A 13751-nucleotide genomic window follows, 5' to 3' on the forward strand; every position below is an offset into this window, starting at 1 on the left:
GGGACACTCCCCGAGAGTCTGAATCTGATGACGTTTAAAGGGTGCACGAGCGGCTCAAACCGCTGCTGCCGCCGGGGTCATCGCACCGGCGGATTCTTGAGAACCGGTCTGGCCGGTGTCGATGGCAGTGGAAGTGGCTGCCTCGTTGAAACTTTCGTCGGCACCGTAGATTTCACGGGCGGCCGCTGTGGTCAGCTCTTCGGGCTTTCCGTCAAAAACAAGAAAGCCGTCGCGCATGCCAATGACACGGTCACAATAGGCACGCGCCGTGTCGAGCGTGTGCAGATTGCAGATAACCACCTTGTTGTCGCGCTCGTGGATTTCCCGCAGCGCGTCCATGACGATCTTGGCGTTCATCGGATCAAGGGACGCGATCGGCTCATCCGCCAGTATCATGTACGGGTCCTGCATCAGCGCGCGGGCAATCGCGACCCGCTGCTGCTGGCCGCCGGAAAGTTCTTCTGCGCGCTTGGCCGCTTCCTGAACGATTCCCAGGCGATCAAGTGCAACGAGCGCATCGTTGACATCGCCGGCGCTGAAGATGTTGAAGAGGCTTTTCATAGTGCCGTGGCCGTTGAGGCGACCAAGCATGACGTTGGTAACCACATCGAGGCGCGGAACGAGATTGAACTGCTGAAACACCATGGCGCAGTCGCGCTGCCAGCGGCGCATCATTCCGCCCTTGAGGCCGAGGATGTCCTGCCCCTTGAACAGAATCTGACCGGAAGTTGCCGGTGTCAGCCGGTTGATCATGCGCAAAAGTGTTGATTTGCCTGCCCCGGATCGGCCGATAATCCCGACCATCTGCGGCTTGTCGATGTTGAAACCGACCTTGTTGACCGCAGTCCTTGTCCCGAAGGTTTTTGTGACGTCCTGAAACTGAATCACCCGCCAGCCCTGTCCGTGTTTGTTCGAAGTGCTGGGCGACAAGAGCCATCGGACGATTACAGTCAGATGACAGGTTTTTGTATGGAAGATCAAAGATTTATGACGGTTCCATGAAGGTCCCGATCAGCACTCACGCCGCTTTGATCTGAATTTCAAGAATTGCCATTTTGATTCAAAGCCTTCGAACACTGGGCACTACCCAAAGCCGTAACGCAGTACTGTGGCAGTAGTGCTTTGGAGGATGGTGTATTTTCGGTCGATTTTTTTCCGTCTTTCTACAATCACACAGCTACAAGAACTGGATACAGTCATAATACCGTCACCAAACCGTCACCGGCCTTCACTCGGCACCCGTTAAACACGGCCGCGATCACTTTCCTTCCCGATGGAGCCTCCATGTCCTCTCCTGTCCAAAAGCATTGCCTTACCGAAGCACCGAATATTCATCCGGAAGCAAATGTCCAGAACTGTGAGTTGGGTGTCTGGACCGAAGTCGGAGCACGCACGGAAATGCGTGAAAGCCAGATGGGCGACTATTCATACGTCGTGCAGGAAGGCGATGTCGTCTGGTCAACAATCGGCAAGTTCTGTTCGATTGCCCGACGGGTGCGGATCAATCCGGGCAACCACGCCACCTGGCGGGCATCCCAGCATCATTTCACCTATAGAGCGGCTGCCTACGGCCTGGGCGACGACGATACCGGCTTCTTTCAATGGCGAAAGGACGATTGGGTCACCATCGGCCATGATGTCTGGATCGGTCACAACGTTACAGTTCTGGCCGGGGTCACGATCGGCACCGGTGCCATCGTCGCCGCGGGAGCGGTCGTCTCGAAAGATGTCGCTCCCTACACGGTTGTTGGTGGTGTTGCCGCCAAGCCGATAAAGCGGCGTTTTACGGAAAAGCAGGAAGAGGCGTTGATGGACATCTCCTGGTGGGATTGGTCCCATGAGCAACTGAAGGCGCGTCTTCCGGATTTTCGGCAATTGCCAATTGATGCTTTTATCGAAAAATACCGCTGATCAGTCCGTCAGGCTGTCACGCGACCTTTTCCGGCTCCGTGGTTTGCTCGTTTCTCTGGTCACAAGGGACCTTTCAGCCCATCCAGGAAGGTGCCGAGTGACGTCGCATTTCCGTAGCGCCACCGGTTCGGCAACCAGCGGATAGGACAGATCCCAATGGTGACGTGATCAGGCGCAGCCATGAATGGACAGGTCCCACGAAGAGGAGAAGACGGGAATTGCAACTTGTGGCCGGTTCTGCAAATCTCGTTGCAGACAGCACAGGTCAACGCCCAACGGAAATCGGAAATATGACTTTTGAGCAGATTTTCGTCTTTGTATTGATTGGCGTCGTCTTCATCAGTTTTTTCAAGGAATTCTATCCGCCGGAAGTCATTGCACTTTCAGCCTCTGCCGCCCTTCTTGCAACCGGCATCATTCAGACACGGGACTTCCTGAGCGTTTTCAGTTCCAGTGCCCCTATCACCATCGCGATGATGTTCATCATTTCCGCTGCCCTGGAGCGAACGGGCGTGCTGGCGTATCTGGGTGATCTGTTGCAGAAGCAGGCCAAAGGTTCTTTCCTGCGAGCCATACTGATCATGATGATCGGTACTATGCTTGCCTCTGCGTTCATGAACAACACGCCCGTCGTCATCCTGATGACACCCGTCATGATATCGATTGCCGCAGGCCTCGGGCTGTCGCCCTCGCGTTTCCTGATCCCCTTGTCATTTTCAGCGATTTTCGGCGGCACACTGACGCTTGTCGGAACCTCCACCAACATTTTGATGAGTGACGTCGCGACCGATAGTGGCCTGGCACCGGTATCCATGTTCGAAATGACCCTTCCGGGGTTGATCCTCGCGGCCGTCGGCATGGTCTACATGGTTATCGCAAGCAGATTTCTGTTGCCGGACCGTACCTCCCTTGCCAATCTTCTCGCCCAGGAAGGCAAGCGGGCGTTCGTCTCCAGGCTCGTGGTTCCGCCCCGATCCCGCTACATCGGGAAACCGAGTTCGTCATTGCCCTTCGACCCGGGAAGCGTCACCATTCTGGATGTGGTGCGGAATGGTCTGTCCATGCGCAGGCAATTGGACCGCATTACCCTGCAGGCAGGCGACCGCATCGTGATCCAGTCCGATACAGGCGAAATCCTGGGACTGAAGGACAATCGGCAGGTCGCGTTCAGAGAGCTGGAAGACACCAGTCTGGAGCCGGTGACGGACGATTCGACCTTGCTGCTTGAAGCCGGTGTCGGACCCCGGTCGACCCTCATTGGCCGCCCTTTGGGCGACCTTGGAATAAGAAGAAAATACGGGGTCTATGTCCTTGCCGTTCATCGGAAGGACGAGAACATCACGTCCAGAACCGACAGTATCCAATTGCAGCTCGGCGATACGGTTTTGCTCGAGGGACCGGCAGAAGGTATCGAGCGCCTCCTGAAAGATGGAAAAATCATCAACCTTTCCCAGCCTTCCGAACCGGCGATGCGCAGGCGCAGGGCTCCGATCTCGGTCGCAGTCATCTTGAGCGTGATCGGTTTGGCCGCCCTGAACGTGATGCCCATCGCCGGACTTTCCGTCATCGGGGCGGTGGTGGTGATGCTTACCAAATGCATCGACCCGAAGGACGCCGTCGAGGCGATCGACTGGCGCATTCTGCTGCTGATTTTCGGTCTTCTGGGGCTCAGTCAGGGTATGGAGACGACCGGTGCAGCCGAAATCGTTGTCGAAACCGCCGTAAGGCTTGTCGAAGGTGTCGGTCCATTGGCTGTTCTGGCGGCGGTCTATGTTCTGACCAGCGTGTTGACAGAAATGGTGAGCAACAATGCGGTTGCCGTTCTCGTCGGTCCGATCGTCATTGACCTGGCACTGGAACTGGGCTTCGACGCCCGTCCCTTTATAATTGCCGTGATGTTTGCGGCTTCGGCCAGTTTTGCAACCCCGATCGGATATCAGACCAACACTTTCGTCTACGGGGCTGGCGGGTACAAGTTCAGGGACTTTCTGGTCATCGGTCTGCCGCTCAATTTCATTTTCGCGGCGATGGCGACACTTGTGATTCCACTGTTTTTTCCCTTCTAACCTTGCTCCCGGATCGACTTCGCAATCCGGACACATCCGGTTCCATCGGGGACTTCGGGCAGGTAGTCCTGGCAGGATCTCCACAGTCGCAACACACCTTGACGACTCCCCCTTTGTGAATTTTGTCGCTACAATTGCGCCATGCCGACAGAAACCGCAGTCCTTGAAACCAGTCTGGGCCCTTCCCTACGCAGATGGCGCGTGCTGAATCGCATCAAGCAGGAAACCCTTGCCCGCGATCTGGGTGTTTCCCAGAGCCGGATTTCCCGTTGGGAAAGCGGTGATGCGCAGCCAAATGGAGCGGACCGGCTCAAGATCACGCAGCTCTTGCGCGCGCGACCGGAAACCGCCGCGGACAGGGCGCTGCTTGACCTTGTCACCCAGGCCTCTATGCCCGTGCACCTTGTCTGCGACCTGACCCACAGACTGTTGGCGGCCTCTCCCGCAAGAACCGTCAACTGGCGTATTCCGACTTCGGAACTGATGGATCGCCCGCTGTGGCGTTTTGCTTCTGAGAGCATCCGAACCGTTGAGCATCAGTTGTCTGAGCACGGATGGTTCGAACCGCTTGGACCGGACGTTGTCTATGAGACGGAGCGGGCGGAATTCGCCGAATTGACGATTCCGCAAAGCCGAATTCGCATCTCTCGCCTTCCCCTCTCCGATGGACGGTTTGCGCGGCTGGTTCGGGATGAACCGGCGGCGTAATTCCGGCTCCCGCATAAAATATTCATGCCATCGCAGCACCGGTGGATGCCCGCTAAACTGGACGGCATGACTAAAACAGACACAGCTTCCGTCGCCCTGGAAGCAGACGACATGAGATTGTCCGGTCTCCTGGGGTTTCTCCAGGCAGCCGAACAGCTGAAGGACACGCTTCGCTCAGGTTCAACCCGGAACGGCCGGAGAGAAAGTACGGCCGAACACAGTTGGCGGCTGGCACTCATGATCCTTGTATTCGAAAAGGAACTTGGCGAGGTCGATATCCTGAGGCTTCTGAAGCTCAGCCTGATCCACGACCTCGGCGAAGCCATTTCCGGAGACATTCCCGCCCCTGAGCAGAACCCGGGAGATGATCGACAGGAGCGCGAAAGGCACGATTTCCAGGTGCTTTGCAGCTCTCTTCCCTCCGACATGGCACAGGACCTGCTTTCGCTCTGGGATGAATATACGCAGGCGCAAACGCTCGAAGCCCGCCTTGCAAAGGCGTTCGACAAGCTGGAAACCATGCTTCAGCATCAACTGATGCCGCCACGCAGCGTCATTTTCCACGACTTCAATCTGTCCTATGGCCGATCGCACACCGACGGGTTTCCGCTCACCCGTCAGATCCGTGCCCGTGTGGATGCCCGTACCAGGGAAATCATCGCGGAGCTCGAAAGCGAGCAAACCAGCCACGCATGCTGAGTGTTTGCGGCCCTTAAACACGCGAACAACCCGCAACTTGAGAAACCCGACTTGATCAACCTTGAATTGACGAACTAACCTTCTTCCAGTCAAGCAAAGGCAGTTTGCCGCTGAATTTGGAGGAACCAACATGTTCGTGATCCTGCCCCGCAGCCAAGGCCCGGTACTGGGTGTCGAGATTTCCGGCAAGATTGACATCGACCAGGAAAGGAACCTGATCGACCAGGCCGAACAGCTGATCAAGGAGCACGACAAGATAAGCGTTCTTGTCGTGCTGGGCGATCACGTCGGCATATCCCTGGAAGCTGTCGCGGCGGACATAAAGTGGATCCTCACGCACATGGCGCATCTGAACAAGATTGCCATCGTAACGGACAGCAAGATGCTGGCAGCCCTGATTGCTGTAGATGCGACTTTTGCGAAAGTGGTCGGAATTCAGGAAAAGCACTTCGACAAGGACGAGATCGAAACAGCCTGGCACTGGATCGAGAGTTGAGAACCGGACTTACGCTCAGGCGTCGACCAGCTTTTCATCGCTCAGAAATGTGACCTGATTCACCTTGCCATCGCGAACCTCGATCATGTCACCTCTGGGAACTTCCATCCAGCAGTTGCGTGCTTCATCGAGTGGCTCGGAGACCACCATCACTCCGTCATCGAATTGCCGATAGTAGAGCGTCGGCGGAAATTTGTCGGAGGCATAGCGAGCTGCATAAAGCGTTTTGCCGTCCGACCATGCAGAAGCAAAGCGCATATGGGGCGTTGTTCCGGAATTTCGGGAAAGCACCTCGGCTTCGTGCACCGCCCGGGTCATCGCGGCACGCGGATTTTGCTTCAGCCCGTAGGCAAGCGCGATGAGGAACAGGCACTCGCTGTCGGTGCCGCCAGACCGTTCCCGGTAAAGATCGTCCGGGATCATGTTGTCCAGGCGGCGGCGCACCTTGCCATAACCGCCGACCTGCCCGTTGTGCATGAATGTCCATTGGTCGAAGGTGAAGGGATGACAATTGTCCCGCGTTGTTGCTGTTCCGGTCGACGCACGAACATGCGCAAGAAAGTGCCCGGAGCGAACGTGTCGCGCAATCTGCAGAAGGTTTGGATCAGACCATGCGGGACGGACATCCTTGTATAGACACGGCGTCTCGCGATCGCCGTACCACGCCACTCCGAAGCCGTCGGCATTAACCGCTGTCTTGCAGGAAAGCGCGTTGCGGCTCTGATCGATCAGCGAATGCGCAGGATCGCAGATTACCTCTTCGAGATATTTCGGAGCTCCGCTCCAGGCAGCCCAACGGCACATTGTCTTTCACGATCCTTCAAGCTGCGTTCTGGATGGCTTTGAAACGCGCTGTGCTTTCATCACAGGCGTAGTGATCCGCAAGGGGATACGGCGCGCGCGCAAGCTCATCCACGGCTTTGACAATCTTATCCGCTTTTTCTTCTGTCATCAGCACGGAAAAATTGAGCCGTGTCCAACCCGGTTTCTTGAGTTCTTCGCCCGACAGAATGCGTTGGCGCATCGCCTCCGACTGCTCCTGTCCGATATCCAGCAACCGATGCGCATAAGGACCGGCACAGGCACAGCCGCCTCGGGTCTGTATGCCGTATTCATCGGAAAGCATACGCGTGACCAACTGCTGATGAATGTATCCTCCGCGTTCCAGGTCGCGAACACGGAACGAGAACACCGGCAAAACATGACGCGCGCCGGGATTGCCCATGATTTCAATCGCCGGATTTTCCCGCCAGACCGCCAGGGCTTTCGCCCGCCAGGCAGAGTTGCGTTCGTCCATGGTTTTCTGGCCGATCGCTTCTTTCACCATGAACGCCAATGCAGCACGAATGTCCCCGACAACATTGGGAGTTCCCGCCTCTTCCCGGCAGGCGATATCCGAGGTGTAGTCATGTCCCCAAGGTGACACGAACCGCACAGTGCCACCGCCCGGGAACACAGGTGTGTCCATCCGGACTGCCGCCTTGCGGACAATCATCACTCCTGAAGCGGCAGGACCACCGACAAATTTGTGCGGCGAGACGACCACTGCATCTTTCTCAGCGTCCGTACCTTCGTTCATTTCAATGGGCAGATAAGGACCTGAGCCGGCGCAGTCCCAAACGCTCAAGGCGCCGAAGCGCTTCAGGAGACGCGTAACCGCCCGGTCATCCGTTACGATGCCGGTGACGTTGGACATCATGGAAAAAGCACCCACGATCAAGCGGTCCTGCCCGGCCTTTTCAAGCACGGTTTCCAGCTCCTGCAGATCCGGTCCACCCTCGCCTGCCTCTCCTATCTCGATCACTTCTGCGCCGCTTTCGCGCCAGGGCAGAATATCGGAGTGGTGTTCGTAGGGGCCGATGACGACGAGAGGATTCTCTCCCTTCTCCACCGCTGTCGAGACACCCAGGAGATGCACAAGCCTGTTCAAACCGGCTGTCGCGCCTGACCCGCAAAAGACGGTCGCATAGGCTGCCTTATCGGCGCCGCAGATCCTGGCGATTTCAAACCGCGCCGCCTCACGCATCCGTGTCATGGCGCTTCCGCAATAGGACGCCTCCGTATGGCTGTTGGCATAGACGGGCAATACCTCTTCCAGCACGAACTCCTCGATCTGTCGCAGTGCCCTGCCTGAAGCGACGTAGTCGGCATAGATCAGCTCACGCTCCCCAAATGGGCCGGAGATGGTTTTGCCCTCACCGATCAGACCTTCCCGCAACCGGGCAATCAAATCGGGGTCTTTCAGCATAGTGCGAAATTGATCTAGCGCGGTGCCGGTTTGTTGGGTCATTTCTTGCTCCGAATCCAATTATTCAGATCATACGACCCTTCACAGTGAGGCTTCCTCACATAGTTTGATTGTCAAAGACGCAATATTGTGTCATTTGATCGTAAATGGACGAAAAATTCGATCATATTGACCGCGCCCTTCTTCGTGCATTGCAGAGGGATGCCAGATTGTCGCAGCGGGACCTGGCAGAAATAGTTGGCCTGTCACAGAACGCATGCTGGCGCCGACTCAAGAACCTTTACGAGAGCGGTCTCATCGAAGGCCACACGGTGCGGCTGGATCCGGCACGGCTCGGGCTCAATCTCACAGTCTTCGTCATGATTCGCACGCGGCATCATTCCAAAGACTGGCTGGAGACCTTTCGGGGTGAGGTATCGGCGATCCCGAACGTCATTGATTTCTACCGGATTGCGGGCGACTACGACTATATGCTGAAGGTCGTGGCCGAAGACATGAATGCCTTCGACCGGGTCTATCAACGTCTGATCGAGAAGGTCGATCTCGATACCGTCACGTCCTACATGACCATGGAGGCGATCGCGGATGCCCGCGATCTACCGATTTAGCCAGCCCGTCTAGCGACGGCGATGACCGCCACCTCTACGCTGACCACCGCCGCCGCCACGATTCGGGCGGGCCTGTTGCGGACGCGTCTGCTGGGGACGATTGCGTTGAACGTTCCGCTGGCGGTTCACCTGTTGATTGCCCGCATTCCTGGCCCTGCGATCCTTGTTGAGGTGGGCCGGAGCCTGTTTTCTCTGAGCAGGACGTGTCGACGGCTGCTTGGCAGGCCTTTGAGCCGGGCGTTGAACATTCGGCTGCTGGGCCGGGCGCTGAACGTTCGGCCGTTGTCCGGCAGGAAGGTTCGTCGGACGATCACCGCTCGGCCGGTTCACATTGGGTCTCTGACCTGCCGGAAGGTTTGCCGGACGCTGAACGTTCGGACGGTCTCCGGCATTGGGACGGTTCTGGATGCGATCACCCGCCGGACGGTTGGCAATCGCCGAGCCGACACCGGCGCCGATTGCCCCCGCGGCTGCTCCTGCCCCGATATCACCGAGGCGATCCTGAATGTTCTCCCGGGAGGGTGCTGCAACATCGCCCCAGCGACCGCCTTCGAACTTCTGCCAGTTCTCGCCATCTCGGCGGTAGACAGACCCGTCTCGCCCTGCGAACACGTCGCCGCGCCGGTCAAGGCTGCCGACGCGTCCAAGGTCTCCGCTTTGCTTCCAGCGATTGACCGCTCCTTGCTGGAGATCGCGCGTACGAGACCATTGAGGCCCGGAAACAACTGCACCACCCCACGAGCCGTAAATGCCGCGGGCTCCACCTGCGACGATCCGGTTGCCGGTCCGCGGATTGTAGGCGGTTATGAAACCGGCACTGCCACGCGGCCCGCTGATGGCTGCCCCGCGAATGTAACCGCCGGTGCGCGGGTTGTAGATACCGCCGGCGGCAATGCCCCGGCGCGGACCATAGGCGTAACCATACCGCCCATAGACACCCCGGACCGGATTGTAGAAGGCGCCGATGCCGTAGGTGACCGGCCGCGGGAAATAGATCGGCCGCAAGCCCGGACGATACCACGGCCGGTAGTACCAGCCGGTGCCGTAGACAAAGACCCCCCAGGCCAGGAAACCTGTCAGGTAACCCATTGTGTAGCCGTACCAGACTGCATTTGGCTCGGTTTCGTACACACGTACGTAGGTGACGTTATAGACCGGTGAGGACGGCGGGATGGTATAGATTTCATCAGGGACGGCAGTTGCCACGACAAAGGGTCCGTCCGGACTGTCACTCACAAACCAAACGCCATTCTGCAGAACGTAGTATTTCGCACCAACCTGAATGACCTGCTCGTTGGTATTGACCGCGTAGGACATCGAAGTGCCTTCGATCGGCTCGAATTCAGGGTCGCCCGCATAGGCGACATCCGCACTCACCGACCCGACTTCCACGCGAGCAGTTGTTGGAATGCTGGCCTTCAGTCTTGCCTGGGATGCCTCGGAAGTGCCCGGAATTGAAGAGCGCACCGAATAATACGGAGCACTCTCGGGAATATTGAGGAAGTCCGATGGCATGTCCGGCGTCGTGAACTCCCATGGTCCATCCAGAGAAGCTGACTTGAACCAGCGACCGGAAACCAGAATGTACCAGGTCTTGGTCGTCGTCAGGAAGAAGACATCACTTTCGGTGTTGGACGCCCATTCCAGGTTTGTTCCTTCCACCGGCTCCAGCTTGGGCTCACCTTCAAAAACAATCATTTCCGCAGGCTTGTCCGAATAGACGACCTTCGGAGCCTTGTTGTCCGGGAAAGGTTCGGGCGGAATGGCCTCGCGCGTTTCTTTCCAGTTGTCGTCATCAGGCAGAGCCTTGATGAGTTCAGGCAAATCCGTGACCGGCTCCCAGCCCGAAGAGACATCTTTTGTCTTCAGCCAGGATTTCTCGTCGCGGAGGTAGAATTCCTCCGTTTCGTCGATCTTCAGAATGTCCCAGTTCGTGTTGACGATGAAGCTCAGGCCCTGATCTCCCTTGACCGGAGCCAGGACGGGAGCACCTTCGGTCTGCACCAGAATAGCTGGTTCGGTGGAGATGAAAATCGGCGGAGCTTCTGCGTTGAGCCCCTTCACGTCATCCATGCGCTGATATTCTGCCAATCCGGCCGTAATCCGGTCCTCTTTCACGGTGACCGTGCCGGTCGGCATGATTTTGCCTACCTGAAGCGTGAGATCGGTCAGGGAAGCGCGATCCAGCGCGGAGAAATCAAGCTGAGTGACCTGGATCTTGTTGACATCCACCAGGCCTTTTTCCGGGTCGGCGACAGTTTCACCCGTGACGCCGATGACGCCGAACACGGGATTGGCATCCTTGTCCTTGACGTACTCAGCTGCAACAAGTGCCTTTAAGGTCTTGAAATTGTCCCACTCGGTAAACTGGGGCTGATACAGGATCAGGGTCGCACCGCCGTCAGTCTCGTAAGACCTGGGCCAGCCGGTGCTTTCTTCAGCTTCAGCCAATTGGAGGTAGTTGCCGCTGACAAAACCGTTCTGGCCATTGTAGCTGACCGTACACCAAGCTCCGTTGTCGTCGCAATTTTCCAGTTCCACCGATGTACCGCTCGGAATGGTTCCCAGGGAACCGTAACCCGTACCCGGCCCCTGCCGGAAGTTCACGTTTGCTGTTGTTACCGCGGGCGCCGCCAGGACACCATTTACGAGAACGGTTTGGAAAATAAGTGCTGAAGATAAAAGAACTGAAATAGGCTTGCGCATCAGGCCCTCCCAAAAGTGGAACATGCCGTTTCCGGGTCACACGTGAATGAAGGCAGTTGCCGGTAACTGGTGAAGCAACCCGGTCAGTATCAAATGATCCTGCACCTCACTCGAACGAAATGTCCAGAGCGCCGTAACAGATTGATTTGACATTTTCTATCGGCTCGCCACCTCAAAAGTGACGCAACGCCAGTTTGACAGCGGTTCGCAGCAGTCTCCGAAGAAACCGGGGGAGAAATGTTTCGAAAAAATCAGACAATAAAAAACCGACGTGACTTTTGTCACGCCGGCAGGAGCCTCGGAGGAAACACCGCTAATTTTAGCAAGCTACCGAGGAAAGCTTCGAGGTGATCATGGATACGGCCTGACCGGTGCGCGCGGATTGCTGGGCGGCAAGACCCATTTCCACGGCAAGTCGCCCGTCATCCAAAGTCACGTCCGGCATCTCTTTTACACCACGAACGACGGCAACAAAGCCCTCATGCTGATAAAATGTGGAGCCGTTGTGGTCTCCGGCGTCAAGTATGGCCGGATCGACAGGAATGTCGATCCGTCGCGAGCCTTTCGGGTGACGCGGGGAAACGACCAGATGAGGCACTGGCGGCGCGCCCAGATCTTCGGGCCAGAATCGGTTGGGGCCCGGCACAAAAGCCTCAATCTTTCCTTCCGGACCTACGGCGACGACTTCTTCCTGATAGCGGGAGCCTTCGGCAAACATGCACAATTCCAGCATGGCACGGGCGCCGTTCTCGAAATCCACGATCACGTAGCCATTGTCGAGAACATCCGGCTGTTCGCCGTCATAGGTCTCAGTCTTGTAGTTGGCGTCCTGACCACCTGATGCCATCACTCGTACAGGTTCGCTTTCCATGATCAGACGCATGAGGTCGAAAAAGTGGCAGCATTTTTCGACAAATGTGCCCCCGGAATAGCGATTGAAGCGATTCCAGGCGCCAACCTTATCGAGGAACGGGTATCTGTGTTCGCGAATCGTCAGCATCTTGATTCCACCCGTTGCCTGTTTTGCCTGCTCGATGAAGGCCGTGACCGGCGGCATGTAACGGTATTCCATCGCCACCCAGACAGGTGCAGGATAAGCTGACCTGAAAGTTTCCAGTTCGGCCAAGTCCTTGGTGTCGGTGAACAGCGGCTTTTCAACGAGCAGCGGCATGGGTCGCTTTTGCCGGATTTCCTCCATCTGCTGCACATGGCAGTGATTGGGACTCGCGATCAGGATGCAATCGATCGCCTCGACATCCAGAAGCTCGGTGACAGAGCCCACAAATTTCGCGCCTGGTGCAAGTTCAGCCGCTCTTGCCGCCATTCCCTTATCCGGCTCGAAAATCACCGTCACTTCCGTGTCAGGCAACAGAGCGATGTTGCGCAGATGCTCCTGGCCCATCATTCCGCAGCCGATAACACCGTACCTTACCCTTGCAGGCATATAGTCCTCCTTATGGGGTGGGTCTTTTACCCCCCTTATTTCAATCGCTGTACGTAATGCGCCTTGTCGGTGTCGAACCAGGTCCGCGAATATTCCACCGGCCTGGGCCGGTCGGCCCAACTGAACCGCTCGATGTAACCGGTGATCGTTCCCGGCGCTTTGGAAAAACTGTCCGGAGCCCAGTCGGGCACCTCCTTGATCGTCACCCGGTCTTCCGCCCTGACGATCCAGAAACCCAGCTGCTTCTGATAGAACCGGTAAAGGGAATCAGACAGAAGCTCCTGCTTCACCACTCCGGAATCGCCGTCGAGCCAGATTTCCTCGACCGCGATCATGACGTCATTGAGATACCTGAGACGCCGGATACGGGTCCCTTCGCCGCTCGTACCGAAGGGCGGCAGGTCGTCAAGTTTCACCATGCGTGTGACGTCCAGAATGTCGGCACGCGGCAAACCGCCACCGGAGAGCAACTCCAGGCGAAACATGGCGTAGACGCTTTCATTGGTCCCACCCTGACGTATGTAGTTTCCCGACCCCTGGATGCGCTCGAGTAAGCCTTTTTCCGTAAGGTCCGCCAAAGCCTTGCGCAGCGTTCCGATCGAGATGCCCAGCTCTTCCGCCATCTCCCTTTCAGGCGGCAAACGCTCTCCGTCAATGAGCCGTCCAGCGGCGATATCCCTAATCAAAAGCTCGCTTATCTGCACATAAAGCGGCAAGGCGCTGGAGGTTTGAGAAGCCGATTGCATGGCGTACCGGTTGTCTTTCTTCAAAAATTGATACACTATTGATTTACATCAAATCGGGTGATAAGCAAGAAGAAATCGAAGGCAAAGTGAAGCCATTCGAAAATAAATGAAACCCAGGG

At 56.9% G+C, this 13751-nt stretch carries 13 protein-coding genes; 6 read left to right on the plus strand and 7 right to left on the minus strand.

The window, feature by feature from the left end; translation table 11 throughout:
- Nucleotides 1–54 precede the first annotated feature (54 nt).
- Nucleotides 55–888 carry a phosphonate ABC transporter ATP-binding protein gene (phnC, locus tag ABLQ08_RS02225; protein ID WP_352938983.1) on the minus strand — a complete coding sequence of 278 codons (834 nt, stop codon included), beginning with the start codon at nt 886–888 and terminating at the stop codon, nt 55–57.
- A 396-nt stretch (nt 889–1284) separates the two neighbouring features.
- On the opposite strand from phnC, the gene ABLQ08_RS02230 reads away from it, so the two are divergent.
- Nucleotides 1285–1911: a DapH/DapD/GlmU-related protein gene (locus ABLQ08_RS02230; RefSeq protein ID WP_352938986.1), complete on the plus strand. Its 627-nt coding sequence runs from the start codon at nt 1285–1287 to the stop codon at nt 1909–1911.
- A gap of 59 nt (nt 1912–1970) precedes the next feature.
- On the opposite strand, the gene ABLQ08_RS02235 is transcribed toward ABLQ08_RS02230, so the two are convergent.
- Nucleotides 1971–2093, minus strand: a complete 123-nt coding sequence (locus tag ABLQ08_RS02235; protein ID WP_352938989.1) for a hypothetical protein — start codon at nt 2091–2093, stop codon at nt 1971–1973.
- Between the two features lie 108 nt (nt 2094–2201).
- Here ABLQ08_RS02235 and ABLQ08_RS02240 point away from each other — a divergent pair, with 108 nt between their 5' ends.
- The 4 genes from ABLQ08_RS02240 to ABLQ08_RS02255 all read left to right on the plus strand — a co-directional run bounded on the left by ABLQ08_RS02240 (nt 2202) and on the right by ABLQ08_RS02255 (nt 5880).
- The gene (locus ABLQ08_RS02240) at nt 2202–3977 is read left to right on the plus strand and encodes an SLC13 family permease (protein WP_352938992.1); all 1776 of its coding nucleotides are present in this window, start codon (nt 2202–2204) and stop codon (nt 3975–3977) included.
- Between the two features lie 141 nt (nt 3978–4118).
- Complete coding sequence (locus ABLQ08_RS02245) at nt 4119–4685, plus strand: helix-turn-helix domain-containing protein (protein ID WP_352938995.1); 567 nt, start codon at nt 4119–4121, stop codon at nt 4683–4685.
- 66 nt (nt 4686–4751) lie between these two features.
- Nucleotides 4752–5384, plus strand: a complete 633-nt coding sequence (locus ABLQ08_RS02250) for an HD domain-containing protein (RefSeq protein WP_352938997.1) — start codon at nt 4752–4754, stop codon at nt 5382–5384.
- A gap of 130 nt (nt 5385–5514) precedes the next feature.
- Nucleotides 5515–5880, plus strand: a complete 366-nt coding sequence (locus tag ABLQ08_RS02255) for an STAS/SEC14 domain-containing protein (protein WP_352939000.1) — start codon at nt 5515–5517, stop codon at nt 5878–5880.
- A gap of 15 nt (nt 5881–5895) precedes the next feature.
- Here the strand turns inward: ABLQ08_RS02255 and ABLQ08_RS02260 are convergent, their stop codons facing one another.
- On the minus strand, nt 5896–6684 hold the full coding sequence (locus tag ABLQ08_RS02260) for a class II glutamine amidotransferase (RefSeq protein WP_352939003.1): 789 nt from the start codon (nt 6682–6684) through the stop codon (nt 5896–5898).
- Nucleotides 6685–6700: 16 nt separating this feature from the next.
- Nucleotides 6701–8170 carry an aminotransferase class V-fold PLP-dependent enzyme gene (locus ABLQ08_RS02265; protein WP_352939006.1) on the minus strand — a complete coding sequence of 490 codons (1470 nt, stop codon included), beginning with the start codon at nt 8168–8170 and terminating at the stop codon, nt 6701–6703.
- A 104-nt stretch (nt 8171–8274) separates the two neighbouring features.
- Between ABLQ08_RS02265 and ABLQ08_RS02270 the strand changes: the two genes are divergently transcribed.
- A complete protein-coding gene (locus tag ABLQ08_RS02270) occupies nt 8275–8736 on the plus strand; it encodes an Lrp/AsnC family transcriptional regulator (protein ID WP_352939009.1) in 462 nt (153 codons plus the stop codon).
- Between the two features lie 9 nt (nt 8737–8745).
- On the opposite strand, the gene ABLQ08_RS02275 is transcribed toward ABLQ08_RS02270, so the two are convergent.
- The 3 genes from ABLQ08_RS02275 to ABLQ08_RS02285 all read right to left on the minus strand — a co-directional run bounded on the left by ABLQ08_RS02275 (nt 8746) and on the right by ABLQ08_RS02285 (nt 13632).
- Entirely contained in the window at nt 8746–11442 is a 2697-nt protein-coding gene (locus ABLQ08_RS02275) for an SH3 domain-containing protein (protein WP_352939012.1), read from the minus strand.
- Between the two features lie 319 nt (nt 11443–11761).
- On the minus strand, nt 11762–12886 hold the full coding sequence (locus tag ABLQ08_RS02280; protein WP_352939015.1) for a Gfo/Idh/MocA family protein: 1125 nt from the start codon (nt 12884–12886) through the stop codon (nt 11762–11764).
- A gap of 35 nt (nt 12887–12921) precedes the next feature.
- A complete protein-coding gene (locus tag ABLQ08_RS02285) occupies nt 12922–13632 on the minus strand; it encodes a GntR family transcriptional regulator (protein ID WP_352939018.1) in 711 nt (236 codons plus the stop codon).
- Nucleotides 13633–13751: the final 119 nt, after the last annotated feature.

The organism is Roseibium sp. SCP14, assembly GCF_040329475.1.
Classification (GTDB): domain Bacteria; phylum Pseudomonadota; class Alphaproteobacteria; order Rhizobiales; family Stappiaceae; genus Roseibium.

Excerpts from the sequence above, each read along its gene's own strand:
- ABLQ08_RS02230 (WP_352938986.1), top strand. The coding sequence starts at position 1,285 with ATGTCCTCTCCTGTCCAAAAGCATTGCCTTACCGAAGCACCGAATATT.
- ABLQ08_RS02235 (WP_352938989.1), bottom strand. The coding sequence starts at position 2,093 with ATGGCTGCGCCTGATCACGTCACCATTGGGATCTGTCCTATCCGCTGG.
- ABLQ08_RS02240 (WP_352938992.1), top strand. The coding sequence starts at position 2,202 with ATGACTTTTGAGCAGATTTTCGTCTTTGTATTGATTGGCGTCGTCTTC.
- ABLQ08_RS02245 (WP_352938995.1), top strand. The coding sequence starts at position 4,119 with ATGCCGACAGAAACCGCAGTCCTTGAAACCAGTCTGGGCCCTTCCCTA.
- ABLQ08_RS02250 (WP_352938997.1), top strand. The coding sequence starts at position 4,752 with ATGACTAAAACAGACACAGCTTCCGTCGCCCTGGAAGCAGACGACATG.
- ABLQ08_RS02255 (WP_352939000.1), top strand. The coding sequence starts at position 5,515 with ATGTTCGTGATCCTGCCCCGCAGCCAAGGCCCGGTACTGGGTGTCGAG.
- ABLQ08_RS02260 (WP_352939003.1), bottom strand. The coding sequence starts at position 6,684 with ATGTGCCGTTGGGCTGCCTGGAGCGGAGCTCCGAAATATCTCGAAGAG.
- ABLQ08_RS02265 (WP_352939006.1), bottom strand. The coding sequence starts at position 8,170 with ATGACCCAACAAACCGGCACCGCGCTAGATCAATTTCGCACTATGCTG.
- ABLQ08_RS02270 (WP_352939009.1), top strand. The coding sequence starts at position 8,275 with ATGGACGAAAAATTCGATCATATTGACCGCGCCCTTCTTCGTGCATTG.
- ABLQ08_RS02275 (WP_352939012.1), bottom strand. The coding sequence starts at position 11,442 with ATGCGCAAGCCTATTTCAGTTCTTTTATCTTCAGCACTTATTTTCCAA.
- ABLQ08_RS02280 (WP_352939015.1), bottom strand. The coding sequence starts at position 12,886 with ATGCCTGCAAGGGTAAGGTACGGTGTTATCGGCTGCGGAATGATGGGC.
- ABLQ08_RS02285 (WP_352939018.1), bottom strand. The coding sequence starts at position 13,632 with ATGCAATCGGCTTCTCAAACCTCCAGCGCCTTGCCGCTTTATGTGCAG.